We start from the raw sequence: 21,432 nt of genomic DNA on the forward strand, positions 1-21,432 counted from the left end.
TTGAAATCAGCAGCTTGCTGTTGAAAATGATTTGAACATGAAAAAAGTTCTAGCAATAGGCCTTTTGTTTGTGCATATACAATCATTTGGCCAGAGCCTTCATCCTAACTATAAGGCTCAATTGAACAATAATTTAGAAATAAAAGATATAAAACAAGTTAAAATTAAAGAATTACCAGACCTTCTAAGTAACAAAAATTCGACGCCCAAGTATCGAATTAAGGTGGCAAATATTTCAAAAATAGAAGAAAAGGCTAACAAACATTTAAATTACAAACAACATGCTACATCCAATAGCTCAAAAATCAAATAAGGTTATTCTATATTTTTTAGGCATAATCTATTTAATGGGTTCCATTTCATGCGATTCCTTCCAAAAGAAGGAATCGCAAACTGAAATTGAAGAATTAGAGATTACAAATCCTATTCAGATTGACACCTCGATTTCCAATGAATATGTAGCAGATATTCATGCCTTTCAGAATGTTGAAATAAGGGCCAGAGTGAAGGGTTATTTGGAAAAGGTAAACACAGATGAAGGAAAAACTGTGAAGAAAGGACAAGTACTTTTTACGATCAATAATCTAGAGTACAAAACCGAACTATTAAAATCGAAGGCAATTTTAGAACAAAGTGATGCAGAGGTAAAAGCAGCTGAAATTGAAATTCAAAATACTAAGTTATTAGTTGACAAAAAAGTCATTTCAACCAATCAGTTATTAATTGCCAGGGCAAAATTAGATGCACTGAAAGCGAAAAGAGAGGAGGCAAGAGCCCATGTCAAATCCGATGAATTAAATGTTGATTTTTCAACGATTCGCGCACCATTTGATGGGGTAGTTGATCGAATTCCATTTAAGGCAGGTAGTTTAATAGATGATGGAACCCTTTTAACAACACTTTCAGACACAAAAGATGTTTTTGCCTATTTCAATGTCAATGAAAATGAGTATTTGGAATTTGCGAAAAATCGCAAAACCAATGCATCAACAGTACCCGTAGAATTGAAATTATCCAATGGAGAAACTTACCCCTTTAAAGGTCAAATTGAAACGGTTGAGGCAGAAATTGACAAATCGACTGGGAACATTGCCTTCCGGGCAAGATTTTCAAATCCAGAAAAATTATTAAAACATGGTGCATCCGGTAAAATAGTAATGCAAAAAAAGATAAATGGATTTTGGTTAATTCCACAAAAATCAGTTTTTGAAATTCAAGAGAAAAGTTATGTTTTCACCATGGAAAAGGATGGCAGCGTTAAGATGAAAAAACTAATCCCGACCTACCGAATTGAGCACTTTTATCTTGTAAAAAGTGGATTCAACACCTCAGATAATATTTTAATTGAAGGAGTTCAAAGCATCAAACAAGGGCAAAAAATCAAAGGAAAGTTGATAAATATCCGCCAAGTAGTAAACGACTTAAAATAATGGTACAAAAATTAATTGAAAGACCTGTTTTATCAATTGTGATTTCGATTTTTATCGTAATCATAGGATTGATATCGCTAAATAATTTACCCATCTCACAATATCCAGACATTGTTCCACCTGCCGTAACAGTCACCACAAAATACACAGGTGCCAATGCAGAAGTTTGTGCAAAAGCAGTGGTTACTCCACTCGAAAGAGCTATTAATGGAGTTGCGGGTATGACCTATATGACTTCTGTGTCAGGAAATGATGGAACAAGTATCATTCAGGTTTATTTTAAAGTGGGTACTGACCCTGATGTGGCTGCAGTAAATGTTCAAAACAGGGTTCAATCTGTCATTGATGAAATGCCAGAAGAAGTAATTAAGGCTGGTATAATAACAGAAAAAGAAATCAATAGTATGTTGTTATATGTCAACCTATTGAGTTCCGACAAAGATTTGGATGAAAAATTCATTTTCAATTTTGCAGACATCAATGTACTCCCAGAATTAAAACGTATCAATGGAGTAGGATTTGCCGACATAATGGGGCAGAGAGAATATGCCATGCGTATTTGGCTACAACCAGAAAAACTTTTTACCTATAAAATTTCACCAGAGGAAGTTATCGAGTCTTTACGTAAACAAAACGTTGAAGCTGCACCCGGAAAAATTGGAGAAAGTTCTGGTAAAAAACCACAATCCATGCAGTATGTTTTGAAGTACACTGGAAAGTTTACCCAAGAAAAACAATATGAAAATCTGGTCATAAAATCGACTGAAAATGGCCAAATACTACGATTAAAAGACCTAGCCACAATTGAATTTGGATCCTTAGATTATGATGTTTTATCGAAAGAAAATGGACAGCCCTCAGCAGCCATTTTGCTAAAACAAAGACCTGGCTCCAATGCAGCAGAAGTAATTACAAATGTAAAATCTTTACTAAAGCAATTGGAAAAAACAACATTCCCACCAGGAATGACCTATACAATTAGTTATGATGTTTCGAGATTTTTAGATGCCTCTATTCATGAGGTAATAAAAACCCTGATCGAGGCATTTATTTTAGTAGCCTTAGTTGTTTTTATTTTTCTTCAAAATTGGAGAGCTACATTGGTACCCATTATTGCAGTTCCAGTGGCTTTGGTTGGCACGTTTAGCTTTATTCTAGCCTTCGGGTTTTCTATAAATCTCCTCACTTTGTTTTCATTAGTGTTAGCTATTGGAATTGTGGTTGATGATGCTATTGTGGTTGTGGAAGCTGTTTTTGCTAAAATGGAAGAACAGGATATGCCTGTTTTACAGGCTACAAAAGAAGCAATGAGTGAAATTTCGGGTGCAATTATGTCAATTACCCTCGTAATGGGTGCGGTGTTTATTCCAGTTGCCTTTTTGGATGGTCCTGTTGGAGTATTCTACCGTCAATTCTCTGTCACAATGGCCATCGCTATTGCTCTTTCAGGTATCATTGCCCTGACGCTTACTCCTGCTCTTTGTGTTTTATTATTAAAAAAACCGGAACATCTTAAACCCAATAATTTAATCAACCGATTTTTCATCGGCTTTAACAATTACTTTGAAAAATTTAGTAAAAAATACCTCTATTGGGTTATAATTATTATCAATAAAAAGAAAATCCCTTGGCTTACAATTTTACTTTTTTCAATTGGCGCAGCATTTTTAACGAAAATTATTCCAAGTGGATTTATTCCCAATGAGGACCAAGGAACTTTGTATGTGAATGTAACTACACCACCCGGCGCTACACTCGAGCGAACAGAAAATGTACTTTCAACTGTATATAGTAGAATTCAAAAAGACCCCTCTATTGAATCCTTTTCAAGTTTATCAGGTTTCAGTTTATTAACCGACGGAGGTGGTGCATCTTTTGGAATGGGAATTATTACACTCAAACCATGGACAGAAAGGACACAAACAGTTGACCAATTGGCAGAATCATTTTATAAACAAACCAAAGATATTAAAGAAGCAAATATTCAATACTTCCCTCCTCCCGCTGTTCCAGGTTTTGGAAATGCCTCTGGATTTGAGTTCAGAATTCAAGATCGCACGGGAACTGGAAATTTAAAAAGACTATCCGAGGTAACCAATCATTTTGCATCAGAACTGAACAAATTACCTGAAATACAAAATACTTTTTCAAGTTTTGACCCCAATTTTCCACAATTTTTGATAGAGGTTGACCAAGATGCCGCTGCACAAAAGGGAGTCAATATCCAATCCGCAATGGATAATTTACAAACACTTTTGGGAAGTTTTTATGCAACGAACTTTATAAGGTATGGGCAAATGTATAAGGTAATGGTACAATCTCACCCAAGCTACAGAGTACATCCTGAGGACGTTTTAAAGTTTTACACTAAAAATAAAAGTGGAGAAATGGTACCTTATTCCTCATTTATTCATATAAATAAAGTTTTTGGACCAGAGCAAGTTACTCGTTTCAATATGTTTACAGCTGCCATGGTCAATGGAGAACCTGCCCCAGGGTACAGTTCTGGTACAGCTTTAGAGGTCATCAAAATAGCAGCTACAAAACATTTACCGAAAGGGTATACCATCGAATGGTCGGGCATGACACGTGAGGAAAATTTGGCTGGGAACCAGGCAATTTACATTTTGATCATATGTTTAGTATTTGTGTATTTACTACTTTCTGCACAATATGAGTCCTTTATTCTGCCCTTACCAATCTTATTGTTTTTACCCATTGGGGCTTTGGGAACCTATTTATTTTTATACGTTTTTGGACTCCAGAATAATATTTATGCACAGGTTGCCCTGGTCATGTTGATAGGTCTTTTAGGGAAAAATGCCATTTTAATTATAGAATTTGCCATTCAAAAACAAAAGGCTGGACTTAATTCTATAGAGGCTGCCAAACAGGGTGCATTAAGTAGATTAAGGCCCATTTTAATGACCTCATTTGCCTTTATTGCAGGCCTTATCCCATTAATGATTGCCAATGGCGCTGGCGCTATTGGAAACAGGACAATTGGTACAGCATCAGCAGGAGGAATGTTAATTGGAACCATTGGAGGTTTATTACTCATTCCAGCTTTATACGTTATATTTTCAAGATCCCAACATAAATACCATGAATAAGCTCAAAATAATCATTTCAATTGGCATAGCAAGTTTGGGAATAATTGCTTCCTCTTGCAAAATTCAGTCTCCTTTTAGCAGTTTGGATAAGACGATTAAGGTAGTAAAGGATTCTGTAAAGGTCCAAAACCCAATTAAGAAAATTTGGGAAAATGATCCGCATTTAATTGCTTTAATAGATTCTGTTTTAAAAAGTAATATCGCCTATCAAATTGAATATCAGCAAATACAAATTGCTAAGGAGCAGTTTGTGATGAGTGCCGGATTATTAAAACCAAATTCATCCATTCAATTTAATCCCAGCCTGCGCAAGTTTGGAAAATATACAATGGATGGAGTAGGAAATTACGACACCCAATTTTCTCCAAACATAAGTTCACAGATGAAAATTCCTGAAAATTTACCAGATTTCCCATTAGGATTACAAACCCATTGGGAAGTTGATATTTGGGGAAAATTAAGTGCCAAGAAAAAAGCTCAAGCAATTAAATACATGAGCAGTGAAGAAGGTTACAATTGGCTAAAAACCCAATTAATAGCAAAAACAGCCATTTACTATGGAGAATTAGTTGCCTTAGACCGTGAATTATCGATTTTAAAATCAAATATTGAAATACAACGAAAAGCGGTAGAATTAGTTAAAATACAAAAAGAAGCTGGCGTTGTAAATGAAATGGCGGTTTTACAATTAGAAGCTCAATTAGAAAACTCTAGAGCACAAATAGGTTCCCTTCAAACCGAAATAATAGGTGTGGAAAATGAAATTCGATTGTTGTTAAATAATCGAAAATTCAATATCGAAAGGACACTTTTACCAATTGACACTGATTTTTCAAAAGAATACAGAAATATTCATTTAGACTACCTCTCGCAAAGACCCGATGTAAAACAAGCACAGTTAAATTTAGAAGCGCAAATCTTAGACAAAAAAGTTGCAGAATTAGCACTTAAACCAAGTTTAATTCTTTCTAATTTCATTGGCATTCAAGGTTTCCAACCTCAATATCTATTCCAACTTCCTGCTTCATTCAGCTATAATTTACTTGGGAATATAAGCAAACCATTAATCAACAGATCCCTCCTTAAGGCAGAAATTCGTATGGCAGAAAGTAAAATTAAAGCATATGAACTGCAATATATTCAAACATTAAACAATGCCTTTTTAGAGTGGGATACGAATATCAAGGGTTTAGATTTAATGAATGAACAAATTAAACATAAATCAAAGGAAGTAGAATTGAATTTTAATGCAATTCAAACTGTAGGTGAATTATTTAGAACCAACAATGCGAATTATTTAGAAATTTTAACCTCCCAACAAAATACGCTTAAATCCGAATTAGAGCTCCTTGAAATTTATAAAAAACGGTGGATAAATAGTGTCCAACTTTATAAAATTCTTGGTGGTAACAACTAATTACCTAAAAACTGATAATCAAACCGATTATCAGTTTTTTTTTGGTATTTTAATAATTTGTTTCTTTCTTTTGTAATGTAATTCGCGATTACATATTGTATAACTTAAATACCTAACCAAAATGAAAAATAATCCAATAAATTTCATGGAATTGGGAGCAATAGAATTGACTCTCAATGAATTAATTCAAATCGAAGGCGGTGGCTTTTGGAGAACAGTTGGCCAAATAGTTGGCGTAGCTGCTGTTGTTGCAATTATTTGGTATGCCCCAGCCATTATTGCCTTATTATAATCTAATTTTTAACCACTAATTTAATCAAAATGAAAAATAATCAAATTATTCTTGCAGAAGGCCTAATTGCCTTGAATCAATCGGAATTAACAGAAACCTTCGGCGGTGGCTGGTGGCAAGATTTCAAAACTGGATTTATGGAGGGTTGGAATTGGGCAAAAGATGCAGCGGCAGAAATTGCTACTATTCTTTCTATCGCAGGTAAAATGCGAAAAGCTTAATTAAAATATCAAAATTGGTGGGTTTCCCCACCAATTTTAACACTAACTACTATGAAAAAAATCATTTCATCAATGCTACTATTTCTTGTAGCTCATTATAGTTTTGGACAACAAATAAATGGAATACTTAAAAGTTTGGAGGACCATAAACCCCTTAGCCACGCATCCATAAAACTTGGTAAAAGAGGAACGATAAGCGACTCAGAAGGAAAATTTACACTTTCAACGCAAGAGACAGACTGGCAGCAAAACCTAACCATTCATATTTCATACATCGGATATCATGGTATTTCAATTCCCATTAAGTCGTTCAAAAACAACGAGACTATATTGTTAAAAACTCAAAGTCAAGACCTACAAGAAGTAATTGTATCTTCCAGCGCTAGAGATTTAGTAAAAAAAGCAATCGAGGCAATTCCCCGTAATTACCCGCAAAATAAATTAATTATAACAGGTAATTATGTAGAAACAATCATGAAAAACAAATTTGACACCGCTTATAAAATAGCATTTCAAATAAATTCACAACTTTCATATAAGGAGGGAGAGAATCAAAAAAGTAGAGATAAAATTACTCAATATGCCAAAACAATGGCAAGAAACCTAGATACCTCTGCACTAGTTAATTGGTATGGAGAAGGAAAAATTTTAGAAAAACTAGACTTGGTAAGAAGAAGAGAAGATTTTCTAAATATCGGTAAACTAAAAAAATACTCCTACCAGTTAGTAGATATTATACCTATCAATGGGCGAGATACCTACCATATCCAATATAAATTAAAGAGCGATCCTACTTTAGAAGAAGGTAATTTATATATTGATGAAGAATCCCTAGCAATCATACGGTTTGATTTTATAGAAAATCCCAAAAACACACTTAGAGAAAAAACCACTCAAGTAATAGCAGAAGTAAACTATAGACTTTATGCAAATAAATGGGTTATAGATAATTTAAGTTTTTCTCATGCAGCAAAAGTTCAAAATATTTACGGATATGCCTGGATAAATTTTCAAAATATTGAAATAGTTCAAAATTCTGAAATAAGAAACATTCCATTTAGTCAAAAAGTATATGAAGATGATTTTATGATTAAAATGGCGATTCCATCAAGCATTAAAACAGATGAAAATTTATTAAACAAAATAAAATTAGTTGAAACAATAAAAAATAATCCGAAAGATTCGCTCTTTAGATTTCGTAAAATATTTTCAACTTTTAAATTGGGTTTACGAAGAAGGAGCTTTTCAACCCCACTTCAATTTTCACAAACAAACCAAACTCAATTAAATAATTATTGGAATTCCGTCGCTAATGTAAATTATCAATTAAATGATGCATTTCCACTTATTTATAACGCTGGCTTTGGTCTGGCTTATAAAAACCTCAATTTTTACATTGAAAAGGTAATGAATAACCTTTATGGATTCAATCAATTCAATGGAAATACCTTAGAACTATCCTATCAATTGAAATTCAATAAAAAAAATAGGCCAATGTTTATCATCCCAAATATTGGTAGAAGTAAATTAAAAACTTTTCAATGGCTTCAAAATTTTACACCAAGTGAAGAATTTCAAAAAAAATATACCCTTCAAAATGAAGAATACAATGCCAGTCAACTGATTACGAGCTACTCCTACACCGCTGGAATAAATCTTGGTATAATGTTGACACGAAAGAAATCCCTTGAAATTGGATTTCGATATCACACCATTAACCATTGGACAGAATATTTAGAAGTTGGATTAAATTCCAGGTCTTTATTGGGTAAAATCTTTAGTACAGGCCTTCAAACCATAGAACCCAGTATTCCTTTAGTTTCAAACATCCCGAATCAAATTACCTATAACCTAACCTATAATTTTTAACATGGAAATGAAAGCAAAAGAAGTCATTAATTACATTGGCGAATTAAGAAAAAAAGTAATCGAAAAATATTCAGATTCTGAATACTTGATCGAAATAGAATGGAATGGTGCAATACAAGCCCACAGTATTAAATTTGGAATGGACTATTCAACCCAAGAACTTGAAATGATTCTGCCAATCGTTTGGGAAAGAGGAGCTGAAAAAGCTGGACAAAAACTTCAAATTCTTTTAGAACAGTACCAAAAACAAAATGGCTACCTTAAGGGGTAGCCATTTGCAAACAAAACTGTTTAATATTATTTGGAAGCACTTGGAGGTGCTAACAAGTTGAAGAACTGATCCAATTTAGGAGTTACGATAATTTCAGTTCTACGGTTGTTCTTACGTCCTGCACGGCTACTATTGTTTGCCTGAGGCTCAAATTCACCTCTACCACCAGCAGTCATACGCTCAGGATCAACATCAAACTTAGTTTGCAACAAACGAACCACTGAAGTCGCACGCTTAGCACTTAAATCCCAGTTGTCTTTGATACAATCTGTAGAAATTGGTACACTATCAGTATGGCCTTCTACTAAGATATCTAAGTCTTTGTGATCGTTGATTACTTTAGCAACTTTTGCCAATACAACCTCTGCTTTGTTAGAAACAACTGCTGAACCAGAAGCAAACATCAATTTATCAGAAATTGAGATATAAACGACACCTTTCTTCACTTCAATGCTAACATCCTCATCGTTAACATCTGCCAAAGAACGTTTCAAGTTCATTACCAATGATAAATTAACTGAATCTTTACGTTGAATTGAAGAGTTCAAATCCTTGATGTACTTTCCTTGATCATTCAATGCATCCAAAGATTTACGAATACTCTCAGCACCTGATTTATTGATAACAGAAAGATCAGACAAACGATCCAACAAGTTTGTATTGGTCTTTTTCATGTAATCTAATTGCTCTTGCAACGATTTCAATTGACCATTTTTGGTTTCTAAATCTGCATCACGTTTCTTCAATTCACCTTGTAAACTTGCCGTTAAAGATTGACAATCTGATAAATCTGCTTTGGCTTTACCAATAGATTGATCACTTTTTGCTTGAAGTTGAGATAATTGTGACTGCAAATCAGCAATCTTTTTCTTACTAGCGCAGGAAAAAATAAAAGGAGTAAGCGCTAAAACTAAAAGTAGTTTTTTCATAATAAATTTAAATCTTAATAATGGAGTAAATAATTAATTTACAATGTTACTGCAAAAGTATAAATCTAATCTAAAATAATTGTCCTGATTTAAAAAATATTTAAAATAAATAGGATTTTTTTTCGATTGAGGCCTTAGCAATCCTTCTTCTTGCTTCAATCAGGTTCATAGGATCAATTTTAGTAAACCTTTTCACACCCAATAATAATACATTCAATTCATCCCCAGTCGCAAATCCTTGTATTATTTCTCTACTTGCATTAGAAACCTTGTCAACCGCTGCATGTAAATATACTTTGGCACAATCTTTCGACACTTCATTGCCTTTACCCAATTCTACTAGTTTTTCTACGCGGATAAGTAAAGACTCAGCAACATAAATCTCAATCATCATATCTGCCACTTGCATTAATATCTCCTGCTGATCCTCAATGGCTGTTGTAAACTTTTGCAAGGCGGCTCCAGCAGACAATAAAACAGCCTTTTTAAGATTTTCGATAACCTTTTTCTCTTTTCCAAATTCACCATCTGGTAGGCTTGCAGAAAAATCTGGGACGCCCAAAATTTCTTTCCCTACGGCCATTGCCGGACTCATAATATCTAACTCGCCTTTTAATGCTCTTTTCAATAAAGTACCTACGGCGAGCAATCGGTTAATCTCATTCGTTCCCTCAAAAATTCGATTTATTCTAGAATCACGATAAGCACGGTCCATTGGAGCCTCCGCAGAAAAACCCATTCCTCCAAATATTTGAACTCCTTCATCGACCACATAATCCAAGGTTTCGGATCCATGAACTTTCAATAATGCACATTCAATGGCAAATTGTTCCACTCCTTTTAGCTTTGCTTCAGCGTCAGACAAACCTTGCGCCTTCAAACTTTTAATAGCATCGTCAATATTTTGTCCAGCGCGGTAACAAGCCGTTTCTGATGCAAAATTCCGAATGGTCATTTCTGCAATTTTATGCTGAATAGCCCCAAATTCATGTAAGGATTTGCCAAATTGTTTTCGATCACTTGCATAATTTATGGCAGTATCAATTACCCGCTTTCCTGCACCAATTACTGCAGCTGCCAATTTAATTCGACCAATATTTAAAATATTTACAGCAATTTTAAATCCTCCCTCTCGCTTGAACAATTGATTTTCAATAGGTACTGGACAATCATTGAAAAAAATTTGTCGAGTAGAACTCCCTTTTATACCCATTTTACGTTCTTCCTCATTCATCGTAATTCCTCCAAATGATTTTTCTACAATAAATGCTGTAAGGTTTGCATCTTGATCAATTTTTGCAAAAACGATAAAAACATCTGCAAAACCGCCATTGGTAATCCACATCTTCTGACCATTCAAAAGGTAATGAGTACCTGCCTCGTTCAATTTAGCTTTTGTCTTAGCAGCATTTGCATCTGAACCAGAATCGGGTTCTGTTAAACAATAAGCTGCTTTCCATTCTCCAGTGGCAAGTTTTGGTAAATAGTTGGACTTTTGCTCTTCGGTTCCATAATATACTATAGGTAAAGTCCCAATTCCAGTATGGGCTGAAAGGGCAACGGCAAAGGAATGTCCGGAACCTACAGCTTCTGCAACCAACATGGAAGTATTAAAATCCATACCAAATCCACCATATTGCTCCGGAACAGATGTTCCCAAAAGTCCAAGTTCCCCCGCCTTATCCAAAAGTCCTACCATCATGGAAGAGTCTTTCGCTTGATCAATTTCTTCTAAATAAGGAATGACCTCTGTTCGAACAAAATCCATGCAGGTTTGTTCAATCATTTTTTGCTCTTCAGTAAATTCTTCAGGAATAAACAATTCCTCTTTCAATAATGGTCGGATTAAAAATTCACCTCCTTTAAATGCTGTGTTAGGTATCATAAGTTTACGATTTAATATGTTTTTGAATGCCTTCTAATATTAATTTGGGATCTTCTTCTAAAGCATTATTTATTATTTTCATCACATCAAAAAAAACTTCTAATTTTTCAGCAGAAATTTTTTGTTTGATTAATTCATTGAATAAAATAACACCTTGTTTAGCCTGATCCCTCTTTTGTTTGCCTTTTTCTGTTAAAAATATCTTTACTATTCGCTTATCATTATAATTTGCCTCTCGTTTAATCCACTTCTTTTCCTCCAGTGTCTTCAACATACGCGTCAAACTTCGAACCTCCAAACCAAGTGCAGGCGCAATTTTGGTGGCTGGTGTACCTTCTTTATCTATATGTAACAAAACATACCCAATGGCCATGGTCATATCAAAATGGGCCGCATAATTGTTATACATCCTAGAAATGGCATACCAGGATGATTTAATTTGAAAATCAATTGTATTTTCTGCTTTCATAAACGTAAGAATCTAAAAAATAGTATGCTTGCATACATTCTGTAAAAATGAGACAAAAAAAAATAGGATGCAAATCTGTGCATCCTATTTCTTATGTTTAAATGAGCTAACCTATTTAACTCGATTTCCGCTCATTTTTTTACGCGATATTTGTTGACCAGAGAAAGTTGATTTCATAATCATCAGACGTACTTTTTTTGTACTATACATCAAATATTTATTTCCATCATAACTTAAACGTGAAAAAGTAGGACTTCCGTTTTCATCAACTAATTGATAAAATGATTCTCCTCCATTTCCGGGTACGGGGGCAAAATGAAGACTCTTAGACTCATTTCCACCTTCCTCAAAAGAAACTAACAATTGATTGTTGGCTTCTTTCACTAAAACGCCTGGAGTTTGCTCAACTAAGGCAATCTGATTAATGGACTTTCCGTTTACGATAACAATCTTTCCAGATTTCACATTAGCATCCGAAGCGTTTAACTCACGCTCAAGATTTACCGGATTGTCGTTATAAAACTGAATTTTATTTAGGGGTAATTGATTTTCCTTGATTACGTTCATCAATGAACCTGTCAAGTAAGTTTTTTCTGAACAAGAAGTTAAGAAAAGAACTGCCGCCAAAAATAAGATTCCTTTTTTCATTATTCGTTAACGCCTTCGGCTAAAATTAATACGCGATTATTTAAAACCTCAACTACTCCACCTTCGATTTGAAAGGTTTCTTTATCAGCCGACAACTCTCCTTTTGCCAAAGTACTTACTAAGGCAGCGTGTGAATTTAAAACCTGAAAGGAACCATCAACACCCGGCAAAGTTACTACCGAAGCCTCTCCGGAGTACACTTTACGATCTGGGGTAATAATTTCTACAAACATAGTATGTTATTATTTAGAAGCCTCAGCCAATAATTTCTCTCCTTTTTCTACTGCATCTTCAATAGTTCCAACTAAGTTGAAAGCAGCCTCTGGAAGGTGGTCATAAGCTCCATCGATGATTGCATTAAATCCTTTAATGGTATCATTGATGTCAACTAAAACGCCTTTTAATCCAGTAAATTGTTCTGCAACGAAGAATGGTTGAGATAAGAAACGTTGCACACGACGAGCACGAGATACGACTAATTTATCTTCTTCAGATAATTCATCCAAACCTAAGATCGCGATGATATCTTGTAATTCTTTGTAACGTTGTAAAATTTCCTTCACGCGTTGAGCTGTTCCATAATGAGCATCACCCAAAACTTCAGCAGACAAAATACGAGAGGATGAATCCAATGGATCCACAGCAGGATAGATACCTAACTCAGCGATTTTACGAGAAAGTACAGTTGTTGCATCTAAGTGGGCAAAAGTTGTTGCTGGCGCTGGGTCAGTTAAGTCATCGGCAGGTACGTAAACAGCCTGTACGGATGTAATTGAACCTCTTTTTGTAGAAGTAATACGCTCTTGCATCGCACCCATTTCAGTTGACAAAGTTGGTTGGTAACCTACCGCAGATGGCATACGACCTAAAAGGGCAGACACCTCAGAACCTGCTTGTGTGAAACGGAAGATGTTATCGATAAAGAATAAGATATCGCGACCTTGTCCTTCTCCATCTCCATCACGGAAGTGTTCTGCAACTGTCAAACCTGACAAAGCCACACGAGCACGTGCTCCTGGCGGCTCGTTCATTTGTCCGAACACCAAGGTAGCTTGTGATTTCGCTAATTCATTATTATCAACTTTAGACAAATCCCATTTGCCTTCTTCCATTGCATGCTTAAATTCCTCACCGTATTTGATTACGCCCGACTCGATCATCTCACGCAACAAGTCGTTACCTTCACGAGTACGCTCTCCAACACCTGCAAATACTGAAAGACCTTCATAAGCCTTCGCAATGTTGTTGATCAATTCCATAATCAATACTGTTTTACCTACACCGGCACCACCAAACAAACCAATTTTACCACCCTTTACGTAAGGCGCTAATAAATCGATAACCTTGATACCTGTAAATAAAACTTCAGTTGTAGTTGCTAACTCCTCAAATTTTGGAGCAGAACGGTGGATAGGCATTCCTTTCTCAGATTTTGGCTGAGCAATACCATCAATAGCCTCACCTACTACATTAAACAAACGGCCTTTGATACCTTCACCAGTTGGCATTGTCATCGGTGCACCCTTATCAACAACCACTTGTCCTCTTTGAAGTCCTTCAGTACCTTCCATTGCGATTGTTCTTACACGATCTTCGCCAAGGTGTTGTTGAACTTCAAGAATTAACTCTTGACCATCTGACTTGATTACTGCAAGGGCATTTAGAATTGCTGGTAATTGAGAACCTTCTCCCTCAAAACTTACGTCAACTACGGGTCCAATTACTTGTGCAACCTTCCCTTTATTTACTTGGTTTGCCATTTGAAAATTTAATTTGCTAGCTAAAAACTACGATTAAAATAATTTCACGAAATGCTATGCGCATTCGGAACGCAAAATTAGTGGGTAAAAGGCAAAAAGCAAAAAAAGATTTTGGATTTTTTTGTTATTTTTTGCCAAATTCTGCCAAAATATTTGAATGAATTAAAGTTTAACCGAAATTAGAAGAAAATTTTACGCAACAAATTTGTTGAGCCATGAACCAGAAATCGAGCTACTCAATTTTCTACTTTATCTTGGGAGCATTTTTATGTCTTTCCCCAAGTCTAAGTTTTTTTTGGGTTCAAGGATTTGGAATAAGTCAACGTATTTCTAGCGAATTAATTCCCTCCCTTGCAAAAGTAGACCAGGTCAAAGGACTTCAACTAGAAATGCCCATTTTCTTGATTCGTCAACAAATTGTACCCTATTTTACAGAAATCAATCCCATTTTCACTTTTATTTTTTTTGTTTTTGCACTAATAGGAATACTTGCCTTGTCTTGGGAAATAAAAATTTGGTCAAAAATTTCAACCCGACAATTCTATTTAGGTATCGGGATTTGGGTTCTAATCTTCGCCATCAAACTCTTTCCCTTTGAGAAAAACCTAATTATCTCAAGTATTGGAAACTTTACACTCGTCACTTGTCTCTTGTCACTAGTCACTCTTTCCATCCTATCTTCCCAAACAATCCCTCACCTTATTTTACAATTTGGAAGAAACAAGGCATTCAGTAAAACAAAAAGAAACTACACACTTCTTTATTTAGTATTTCTAATCGATTTAGGTTTTGGTTTGTACCAACAATCCTTTGGCAATAGCCTTCGACCAGAACTGATGATTACCATTTTATGTTTACAATGGGCAGCATTTTGGTTTCAAATCAGTAGTGATTCAAATTTACAAGGCTATAAATTTTTATTTGCAGGAATTTATCTATTGTCCATCCCTGCTGTTTACTGGTTTTATCTTCATCAAAACGATGCAGCTATCAGATTTGCCTTTGAGTGGAATTTCAAATGCACATTTATCATGGCCATTTTATTTCCCATGTTTGTTTTTTCAAATTTCAAGGAAATCTTTTCTAAAAATTTAGCACTGCATACGGTTGTTTTCAAAGCCCATAGAATTCCCCTTTATTTATACCAAATTGGTGTATTGATTGTTGGTTTAACATGGATCTTCGCCAGAAACGCAAGCCTTTTCCATGTCTTTTTAGCCGGATATTACAACCAAATTGGCGATTTAGAAATCCTTTCCAACAAACCACAACTGGCCAAAATCTCTTACCAGATGGCGCAAGGAAATAGTCGGTTGAATTTAAAAAGCAATTTTGAATTAGCAAGACTAAGTACATCAGATGAAGAAAAAGCACAATACCTCACGTATACACTCAGCAAAAAGCCACATCTCCTTACCTATTTGAGTGTAGGCACTATATATGCCAAAAATGACCACCCTTTCCAGGCATTATTCACCTTTCAAGAAGGTTTTGAGAAGTTTCCGGAATCAGCCGAATTGGCCACTGCCCTTGCGATTCAATTTGAAAAACTAAATCAACCCAAAGATGCTTTAAAATATTTTCAAATGGCAAGTGATTTAGCGCCTGAAAATGCCAGTTTATTTGCCAATAAATTATATGCCCAAGCACAATTTGAAAATGGCAAGGGAACTATTTCGGCTGGATTTGAAGAGGATTTAGGCACCCAGACCAACCGAATAGCCCTTTATTTATTACAACAAAAAACTGTACCATTTGAATTCAAAAAAGACTTTCAAATGGAACACAATGTCCAAAATTTTGCTTATTTATATAATGCAGAAATGTATTTAAAAGATAAAATGCCTGCCGTAGATTACACGAGCATTCTCAATAATGACGGCATAGCAAGCACATTCCCAGAATTGAAAACACTAGAGGCTTGGCACAATTATTACCAGCAAAAACCATTAATTGGCTTAGATCAATTATCACTAATAATTGCACAAGATACTACCGCCAAAACCCAAGGTTTGCAAAATATTTTAGGTTTTTGGAAAGATACACAATTGAAAAGTAATACAAATTTAAATTTCACAGACTTGAGATCCGCAAAAAAAGCCTTGGAATCACATCCTTTCAATTTGCAGGTTTTACAAAAAGCCTTACCTATTTTAAATGTACATAAGCAACAAAAATTAGCTTATCAGTATGCAATGGCCTCACTTAGATACAATGAAAACATTGCCACCTATTACCCAATTTATGCCCACCAAGCTTTAGAAATTTCAGAAATAACTTATGCCAAAGATGCTATGGCAAAATTGAAGCAATTGGATCTAGGCTTGTATGAAAAGGAAATTAAAAGATTTGAGAAGAAGATGGAAAAAGTAAAAGAAATAAGCAGATTTTAGGACATTTTGCAATTTCACCAAAATCATATTAACTTTGTACCTAATTGGTTTACTGGAGTATATGGTTCTTTCAGTAAGCTCTCACTAAACGAACCAAAATTTTATGAATCAAAAAATTCGTATCAAGTTGAAGTCGTTCGACCACACATTGGTTGACAAATCAGCTGAAAAGATCGTGAAAGCCGTGAAGGCTACAGGTGCAATGGTTTCAGGACCAATCCCTCTTCCAACTAAAATCGAGAAATTTACAGTTTTACGTTCTCCACACGTAAACAAGAAGGCTCGTGAGCAGTTCCAATTATGTACGTACAAGCGCTTAATTGACATCTTCTCTTCTTCTGCTAAAACTGTAGATGCATTGATGAAGTTAGAATTACCTTCAGGTGTTGATGTTGAAATCAAAGTGTAAATTTTGATCAAACTCATAAAAAAAGGCTATCTGTAAAGAATAGCCTTTTTTTATATCTTATTTTTTCACAAACAATTGATAAATTTTCCGAATAGGCTTCATAGATACGGTCCAAAAATAAGGTTTCAGTCCATTTACTCGCCACGCCTTCCGATCTTCCATATTAGCATAAAACCGGTGCTTTAGACTCGCATTACTTACTCCGCCTGCCCGCATGGTGATCAACAATTTAGGAATGTAAACCGTTTTTACATTTTTTCTAAACAAGGCCCTCAACAACCATTCATAATCTCCTGAACATTTAAAATCTGTACGATATGGCCCATTACGTTCCACCAATTTTCTACTGGCATAAAATGTCATGTGCGTGGGCATCCAGCCCCATAACCACTTCAAATCTGTGTTTTTACCTGGTCGCCAATAACGAACTACTTTGGCCGTATTGATTGGATCTACATATTGTTTATCACCAAAAACCGCCTCAGCACCCGTAGATTCCATCGTTTCAACCACCGTAGAATAAACATGGGGGTTTGGATAAAAATCGTCGGCACCAATGTATCCTATAATATCTCCGGTTACTCGAGCCAACCCTTTGTTGATGGCATCATATATACCTGAATCTTTTTCAGAAAGGTAATTAATTTTACCTTCATATTCCTTCAAAATATCCAAAGTACCATCTGTTGACCCTCCATCAATTACCCAATATTCTAGGTTAGGATAATCCTGAGAAAGCACTGATTCAATCGTTTGACGAATATTTTCAGCTGCGTTATAACTGGCAGTAATGATGGAAACTTTTAACATACGCACAAAGGTAAAAATTATTTTTTTGTAAGGTTTGATATTTTATAAAATTTCCCTACCTTTGCAAACCCAATTCAGACCTAAAATAGGTTTAAATAAGTAAAGCAATGAAAAGAACATTTCAACCATCGGTAAGAAAGAGAAAAAACAAGCACGGATTCCGTGAGAGAATGTCTACAGCAAACGGACGTAGAGTTTTAACTGCTCGTCGTGCTAAAGGACGCCATAAATTGTCTGTATCTGACGAAAAAAGAGGTAAATAAGCTGTTTTAGCTTCAGGAGAGGCTTTTTCGGCTTATTAAATATAAGATGCCGTGAACTTCACTTTCCCTAAATCAGAGCGTTTAACCCAAAAAAAAGTCATAGATATACTTTTTAAAAAGGATAATCCAATTGTGTCAGAGCAATTTGTTTATCCTTTTCGTGTTTTGTATCTAAGCCAATCAGAAGATTTTTCTTCCCCTCAAATGTTGATTTCGGTATCAAAGAAAAGATATAAAAAAGCGGTTGACAGAAATCTTATCAAACGAAGAACAAGGGAGGCCTACCGCTTAAACAAAGGAAAATACAATAATTTACCAGAATACATCGCTTTTATGTATATTGCTAAAACGATTGAACCCTTTGATAAAATCGAGAAAAAACTTTGCCAAATCTTACAATCTATTGCTGCTCCCAATGAAATTGCTTAAGCACCTTTTAACTAAAAAAGCAAGTCTTTGGTTACTCATCCCTGTTTTGGGAATTGCATTCGCCTTCTCAACAGACAATAAATTATTTGACCTAGCCAAAAACTTAGAAATTTACGCTTCGGTAATAAAGGAATTAAACAAGTTTTACGTCGATGAAATCGATCCAGCAAGTACCATCAAATCGTCAATAGACGGCATGTTGGAACAAATGGACCCTTACACCGAATATTATCCTGAAGAAGAAATTGATGATTTTTTAAGCATGACTACTGGAAAATACCAAGGAATTGGGGTCATTGTAGATAAAATAGAGGGGAATTATTATTTCGTACAGGTGGAAGAAAACGAGCCTGCCTTTAAAGCAGGCGTGCGAACCGGAGACCAAATTTTAGAAATCAATGGTCTTGATTTAAAAAACAACGACGTAGAGCCTTCTAAATTAATCAAGGGTCAGGCAGGCACAATATTGCATTTAAAAATTTTAAAACCCGATGAAATTTCTCCCAAGGCGATTGAAATTACTCGACAAACCGTGGTAGTAAAAAATGTATTGTATGCGGGTATGATTCAAAAGGAAATAGGGTATATTCAGCTCGACGATTTCAATGAAAATGCAGCCAAAGAAGTAAAAGCAGCTTTAATCCAATTGAAAAACCAAGGGATGAAAAAACTCGTTTTAGACATCCGAAATAATCCCGGAGGATTATTAACCCAAGCAGTGGATGTTTGCAATTTGTTTTTATCCAAGGATAAATTAATTGTAGATACAAAAGGTAAAGTTGAAGATTGGAACAAAACCTATAAAACCTTGAACCAAGGATTCGACACAAATCTCCCCTTAGTTGTTTTAATTAATGGTTATTCCGCCTCCGCTGCAGAAATTGTAGCAGGGGTTATGCAAGATTATGACCGTGCTGTTTTGTTGGGACAAAAAAGTTATGGAAAAGGACTCGTTCAAATTACACGAGATCTCCCCTACCGAACCAAACTAAAAATCACAACTGCCAAATACTATATCCCCAGCGGGCGTTGTATTCAGGCAATTGATTACCAACACAAAAAAGAAAAAAGTAAGCCAAAGGCCGACTCATCAACTAAAACTTTCCTAACACAAAACAAGAGAAAAGTTAAAGATGGGGGAGGTATTGCACCTGATATCCTCATCAAAGACGATTTGGAACGAGATTTTCTAAGCGCTTTATACAAAAAGGATTTATTTTTCTTATTCAGTCTTGAATATTATAAAAAACACAAAAACATTGCATCTGCCAAAGAATTTCAACTTTCAGAAAATGATTTTTATGAATTTATCGAATTCATAAAATTGAAAAAATTTACCTACCAAAGTCCATTTTCTGAAAAAATTAAAGAATTGGAAATTTTAGGAAAAGCAGAAAAATTAAATCCTGAGCTTCTAACTTCTTTAGAAAAATTAAAAAATAATTCGGCTTTGGGTTTGGAGCAATTGTTAAAGGACAATCAAAAAGACATTAAATACTTCATTGAGCATGAAATTACGGCACATTACTATTTCAGAAAAGGTGTCAAGGAATGGTCTATTAACAAGGACGATGCTATTTTAGAAGGCATTAAGGTTTTGAATCAAGAAGAAAAATATAATTCTATCCTTAAAAAGCATGTCCAATAATCATATTTTGGGAATAGAAACCTCAACATTGCATTGCTCTGTTGCAATTTTTACCAATGGGCAATTGGTAGCTAATAGGCTACTTACAGAAGAGGGTTCACACTCCAAAATGCTAACTATCTTAATTCAAGAGGTTTGCGAAGAGAGTCAAATTAGCCTAAATGAATTGGATGGGATTGCCGTTTCCATAGGTCCAGGCTCTTATACAGGCTTACGAATTGGACTTTCTACTGCAAAGGGAATTTGTTACGCTTTAGATAAACCTTTGATTACCATACCGACTTTACATATTCTTACGGAAGCTGCAAAATTACAATATTCAAGCAACTATTTTTGTCCAATGTTAGACGCACGCCGAATGGAGGTGTATACTTGTTTACTTGATCAACAAGGAAATGAGTTGGTACAAACCCAGGCAAAAATTTTATCGAATGAAAGTTTTATAGAAATCGAGCATCCTGTAGTTTGCTTTGGAAATGGTAGTTCAAAATGGGAATCTATTTGTGAAAACAAGAATTTTATTTTTTCATCTGATTTCAATTATCCAAACGCTATCTTTATGGGCAAATTAGCACATGAGGCCTTTTTGAACGAAAGATTCGAAAACCTTGTTTTAATTGAGCCCCTATATTTAAAGGAATTTGTGGGAACAAAACCCAAAACTAGCATGTAATGGAAATTATCAATAAAGTTGCTCAATCTGGATTAATTCAATTTGATTTAGAACAAATCAAACCCTCAGGAACACGCACTTTATTTGACTTAAAACCCCTTTTATTTCAAGAATTAGTATTAAAGGAAAAAGATTTTCGGGAGTTTCTAGTTCAACACGATTGGTCGCAATACCAAAATGCACATGTGGCAATTACTTGCACTGCTGATGCAATTATTCCTACATGGGCATTTATGCTACTAAGTATTCATTTAAAGCCTTTTGCTCAGACTATAATTGAAGGAAATTTGGAAGATTTGGAAAAGCAAATCTGGAAAAATGCAATTGATGAATTAAATTTGGAGGATTTCAAAGATGGGAAAATTGTGGTGAAAGGCTGTTCAAAAGAGGCCGTACCTTTAGCTGCCTATGTATATTTAAGTTCAAAATTACAGCCAATTGCCAAAAGTTTATTTTTCGGTGAACCCTGCAGTACCGTTCCATTATTTAAGAAAAAGTAATTC

At 35.0% G+C, this 21,432-nt stretch carries 22 protein-coding genes; 15 read left to right on the forward strand and 7 right to left on the reverse strand.

Annotated features, from left to right (window positions below):
* Window positions 1-37: 37 nt before the first annotated feature.
* The 8 genes from EOJ36_RS04845 (at window position 38) to EOJ36_RS04875 (ending at window position 8,613) form a co-directional block, all read left to right on the forward strand.
* The gene (locus EOJ36_RS04845) at window positions 38-313 is read left to right on the forward strand and encodes a hypothetical protein (protein WP_127802916.1); all 276 of its coding nucleotides are present in this window, start codon (window positions 38-40) and stop codon (window positions 311-313) included.
* Complete coding sequence (locus EOJ36_RS04850) at window positions 282-1,430, forward strand: efflux RND transporter periplasmic adaptor subunit (protein ID WP_127802918.1); 1,149 nt, start codon at window positions 282-284, stop codon at window positions 1,428-1,430. Before EOJ36_RS04845 ends, EOJ36_RS04850 begins: the two co-directional genes overlap by 32 nt.
* Window positions 1,430-4,543: an efflux RND transporter permease subunit gene (locus EOJ36_RS04855; protein ID WP_127802920.1), complete on the forward strand. Its 3,114-nt coding sequence runs from the start codon at window positions 1,430-1,432 to the stop codon at window positions 4,541-4,543. Before EOJ36_RS04850 ends, EOJ36_RS04855 begins: the two co-directional genes overlap by 1 nt.
* Window positions 4,536-5,960 carry a TolC family protein gene (locus EOJ36_RS04860; RefSeq protein WP_127802922.1) on the forward strand — a complete coding sequence of 475 codons (1,425 nt, stop codon included), beginning with the start codon at window positions 4,536-4,538 and terminating at the stop codon, window positions 5,958-5,960. Before EOJ36_RS04855 ends, EOJ36_RS04860 begins: the two co-directional genes overlap by 8 nt.
* Before the next feature lie 121 nt (window positions 5,961-6,081).
* Complete coding sequence (locus EOJ36_RS11945) at window positions 6,082-6,252, forward strand: hypothetical protein (RefSeq protein ID WP_164847844.1); 171 nt, start codon at window positions 6,082-6,084, stop codon at window positions 6,250-6,252.
* A 29-nt stretch (window positions 6,253-6,281) separates the two neighbouring features.
* Complete coding sequence (locus EOJ36_RS04865; protein WP_127802924.1) at window positions 6,282-6,473, forward strand: hypothetical protein; 192 nt, start codon at window positions 6,282-6,284, stop codon at window positions 6,471-6,473.
* Between the two features lie 51 nt (window positions 6,474-6,524).
* Window positions 6,525-8,342 carry a carboxypeptidase-like regulatory domain-containing protein gene (locus tag EOJ36_RS04870; protein WP_127802926.1) on the forward strand — a complete coding sequence of 606 codons (1,818 nt, stop codon included), beginning with the start codon at window positions 6,525-6,527 and terminating at the stop codon, window positions 8,340-8,342.
* 7 nt (window positions 8,343-8,349) lie between these two features.
* A complete protein-coding gene (locus tag EOJ36_RS04875) occupies window positions 8,350-8,613 on the forward strand; it encodes a hypothetical protein (protein WP_127802928.1) in 264 nt (87 codons plus the stop codon).
* Between the two features lie 26 nt (window positions 8,614-8,639).
* Here EOJ36_RS04875 and EOJ36_RS04880 read toward each other — a convergent pair whose 3' ends face one another.
* The 6 genes from EOJ36_RS04880 to atpD all read right to left on the reverse strand — a co-directional run bounded on the left by EOJ36_RS04880 (window position 8,640) and on the right by atpD (window position 14,304).
* Window positions 8,640-9,542, reverse strand: a complete 903-nt coding sequence (locus tag EOJ36_RS04880) for an OmpA family protein (protein ID WP_127802930.1) — start codon at window positions 9,540-9,542, stop codon at window positions 8,640-8,642.
* Window positions 9,543-9,642: 100 nt separating this feature from the next.
* Window positions 9,643-11,427 carry an acyl-CoA dehydrogenase family protein gene (locus EOJ36_RS04885; protein WP_127802932.1) on the reverse strand — a complete coding sequence of 595 codons (1,785 nt, stop codon included), beginning with the start codon at window positions 11,425-11,427 and terminating at the stop codon, window positions 9,643-9,645.
* Window positions 11,428-11,431: 4 nt separating this feature from the next.
* The gene (locus EOJ36_RS04890) at window positions 11,432-11,896 is read right to left on the reverse strand and encodes a MarR family winged helix-turn-helix transcriptional regulator (RefSeq protein ID WP_127802934.1); all 465 of its coding nucleotides are present in this window, start codon (window positions 11,894-11,896) and stop codon (window positions 11,432-11,434) included.
* A gap of 111 nt (window positions 11,897-12,007) precedes the next feature.
* Entirely contained in the window at window positions 12,008-12,544 is a 537-nt protein-coding gene (locus tag EOJ36_RS04895; RefSeq protein WP_127802936.1) for a hypothetical protein, read from the reverse strand.
* A complete protein-coding gene (locus EOJ36_RS04900) occupies window positions 12,544-12,777 on the reverse strand; it encodes a F0F1 ATP synthase subunit epsilon (RefSeq protein ID WP_127802938.1) in 234 nt (77 codons plus the stop codon). Before EOJ36_RS04900 ends, EOJ36_RS04895 begins: the two co-directional genes overlap by 1 nt.
* A 9-nt stretch (window positions 12,778-12,786) precedes the next feature.
* Window positions 12,787-14,304: a F0F1 ATP synthase subunit beta gene (atpD, locus tag EOJ36_RS04905; protein ID WP_127802940.1), complete on the reverse strand. Its 1,518-nt coding sequence runs from the start codon at window positions 14,302-14,304 to the stop codon at window positions 12,787-12,789.
* A 215-nt stretch (window positions 14,305-14,519) separates the two neighbouring features.
* On the opposite strand from atpD, the gene EOJ36_RS04910 reads away from it, so the two are divergent.
* Both EOJ36_RS04910 and rpsJ read left to right on the forward strand, forming a co-directional pair.
* Window positions 14,520-16,697 carry a hypothetical protein gene (locus EOJ36_RS04910; protein ID WP_127802942.1) on the forward strand — a complete coding sequence of 726 codons (2,178 nt, stop codon included), beginning with the start codon at window positions 14,520-14,522 and terminating at the stop codon, window positions 16,695-16,697.
* Between the two features lie 103 nt (window positions 16,698-16,800).
* Window positions 16,801-17,106 carry a 30S ribosomal protein S10 gene (rpsJ, locus tag EOJ36_RS04915; protein ID WP_127802943.1) on the forward strand — a complete coding sequence of 102 codons (306 nt, stop codon included), beginning with the start codon at window positions 16,801-16,803 and terminating at the stop codon, window positions 17,104-17,106.
* Between the two features lie 57 nt (window positions 17,107-17,163).
* On the opposite strand, the gene EOJ36_RS04920 is transcribed toward rpsJ, so the two are convergent.
* Window positions 17,164-17,916 carry a glycosyltransferase family 2 protein gene (locus EOJ36_RS04920; protein ID WP_127802945.1) on the reverse strand — a complete coding sequence of 251 codons (753 nt, stop codon included), beginning with the start codon at window positions 17,914-17,916 and terminating at the stop codon, window positions 17,164-17,166.
* Window positions 17,917-18,023: 107 nt separating this feature from the next.
* Between EOJ36_RS04920 and rpmH the strand changes: the two genes are divergently transcribed.
* The 5 genes from rpmH to EOJ36_RS04945 are packed head-to-tail and all read left to right on the forward strand — an operon-like array spanning window position 18,024 to window position 21,429.
* Window positions 18,024-18,179, forward strand: coding sequence for a 50S ribosomal protein L34 (gene rpmH / locus EOJ36_RS04925; RefSeq protein ID WP_127802947.1), 156 nt, complete (start codon window positions 18,024-18,026; stop codon window positions 18,177-18,179).
* A 51-nt stretch (window positions 18,180-18,230) separates the two neighbouring features.
* Window positions 18,231-18,608, forward strand: a complete 378-nt coding sequence (gene rnpA / locus EOJ36_RS04930) for a ribonuclease P protein component (RefSeq protein WP_127802949.1) — start codon at window positions 18,231-18,233, stop codon at window positions 18,606-18,608.
* Window positions 18,595-20,256 carry a S41 family peptidase gene (locus tag EOJ36_RS04935; RefSeq protein ID WP_127802951.1) on the forward strand — a complete coding sequence of 554 codons (1,662 nt, stop codon included), beginning with the start codon at window positions 18,595-18,597 and terminating at the stop codon, window positions 20,254-20,256. The genes rnpA and EOJ36_RS04935 overlap by 14 nt, the downstream gene beginning before the upstream one ends.
* A complete protein-coding gene (gene tsaB / locus EOJ36_RS04940; protein WP_127802953.1) occupies window positions 20,246-20,929 on the forward strand; it encodes a tRNA (adenosine(37)-N6)-threonylcarbamoyltransferase complex dimerization subunit type 1 TsaB in 684 nt (227 codons plus the stop codon). Before EOJ36_RS04935 ends, tsaB begins: the two co-directional genes overlap by 11 nt.
* Window positions 20,929-21,429, forward strand: a complete 501-nt coding sequence (locus EOJ36_RS04945; protein ID WP_127802955.1) for a DUF2480 family protein — start codon at window positions 20,929-20,931, stop codon at window positions 21,427-21,429. Before tsaB ends, EOJ36_RS04945 begins: the two co-directional genes overlap by 1 nt.
* Window positions 21,430-21,432: the final 3 nt, after the last annotated feature.

The organism is Sandaracinomonas limnophila, assembly GCF_004005965.1.
GTDB classification, from domain to species: domain Bacteria; phylum Bacteroidota; class Bacteroidia; order Cytophagales; family Spirosomataceae; genus Sandaracinomonas; species Sandaracinomonas limnophila.

What these genes read in the sequence shown, in the direction of transcription:
- EOJ36_RS04845 (WP_127802916.1), top strand. Translation starts at nt 38, where the DNA reads ATGAAAAAAGTTCTAGCAATAGGCCTTTTGTTTGTGCATATACAATCA.
- EOJ36_RS04850 (WP_127802918.1), top strand. Translation starts at nt 282, where the DNA reads ATGCTACATCCAATAGCTCAAAAATCAAATAAGGTTATTCTATATTTT.
- EOJ36_RS04855 (WP_127802920.1), top strand. Translation starts at nt 1,430, where the DNA reads ATGGTACAAAAATTAATTGAAAGACCTGTTTTATCAATTGTGATTTCG.
- EOJ36_RS04860 (WP_127802922.1), top strand. Translation starts at nt 4,536, where the DNA reads ATGAATAAGCTCAAAATAATCATTTCAATTGGCATAGCAAGTTTGGGA.
- EOJ36_RS11945 (WP_164847844.1), top strand. Translation starts at nt 6,082, where the DNA reads ATGAAAAATAATCCAATAAATTTCATGGAATTGGGAGCAATAGAATTG.
- EOJ36_RS04865 (WP_127802924.1), top strand. Translation starts at nt 6,282, where the DNA reads ATGAAAAATAATCAAATTATTCTTGCAGAAGGCCTAATTGCCTTGAAT.
- EOJ36_RS04870 (WP_127802926.1), top strand. Translation starts at nt 6,525, where the DNA reads ATGAAAAAAATCATTTCATCAATGCTACTATTTCTTGTAGCTCATTAT.
- EOJ36_RS04875 (WP_127802928.1), top strand. Translation starts at nt 8,350, where the DNA reads ATGAAAGCAAAAGAAGTCATTAATTACATTGGCGAATTAAGAAAAAAA.
- EOJ36_RS04880 (WP_127802930.1), bottom strand. Translation starts at nt 9,542, where the DNA reads ATGAAAAAACTACTTTTAGTTTTAGCGCTTACTCCTTTTATTTTTTCC.
- EOJ36_RS04885 (WP_127802932.1), bottom strand. Translation starts at nt 11,427, where the DNA reads ATGATACCTAACACAGCATTTAAAGGAGGTGAATTTTTAATCCGACCA.
- EOJ36_RS04890 (WP_127802934.1), bottom strand. Translation starts at nt 11,896, where the DNA reads ATGAAAGCAGAAAATACAATTGATTTTCAAATTAAATCATCCTGGTAT.
- EOJ36_RS04895 (WP_127802936.1), bottom strand. Translation starts at nt 12,544, where the DNA reads ATGAAAAAAGGAATCTTATTTTTGGCGGCAGTTCTTTTCTTAACTTCT.
- EOJ36_RS04900 (WP_127802938.1), bottom strand. Translation starts at nt 12,777, where the DNA reads ATGTTTGTAGAAATTATTACCCCAGATCGTAAAGTGTACTCCGGAGAG.
- atpD (WP_127802940.1), bottom strand. Translation starts at nt 14,304, where the DNA reads ATGGCAAACCAAGTAAATAAAGGGAAGGTTGCACAAGTAATTGGACCC.
- EOJ36_RS04910 (WP_127802942.1), top strand. Translation starts at nt 14,520, where the DNA reads ATGAACCAGAAATCGAGCTACTCAATTTTCTACTTTATCTTGGGAGCA.
- rpsJ (WP_127802943.1), top strand. Translation starts at nt 16,801, where the DNA reads ATGAATCAAAAAATTCGTATCAAGTTGAAGTCGTTCGACCACACATTG.
- EOJ36_RS04920 (WP_127802945.1), bottom strand. Translation starts at nt 17,916, where the DNA reads ATGTTAAAAGTTTCCATCATTACTGCCAGTTATAACGCAGCTGAAAAT.
- rpmH (WP_127802947.1), top strand. Translation starts at nt 18,024, where the DNA reads ATGAAAAGAACATTTCAACCATCGGTAAGAAAGAGAAAAAACAAGCAC.
- EOJ36_RS04935 (WP_127802951.1), top strand. Translation starts at nt 18,595, where the DNA reads ATGAAATTGCTTAAGCACCTTTTAACTAAAAAAGCAAGTCTTTGGTTA.
- tsaB (WP_127802953.1), top strand. Translation starts at nt 20,246, where the DNA reads ATGTCCAATAATCATATTTTGGGAATAGAAACCTCAACATTGCATTGC.
- EOJ36_RS04945 (WP_127802955.1), top strand. Translation starts at nt 20,929, where the DNA reads ATGGAAATTATCAATAAAGTTGCTCAATCTGGATTAATTCAATTTGAT.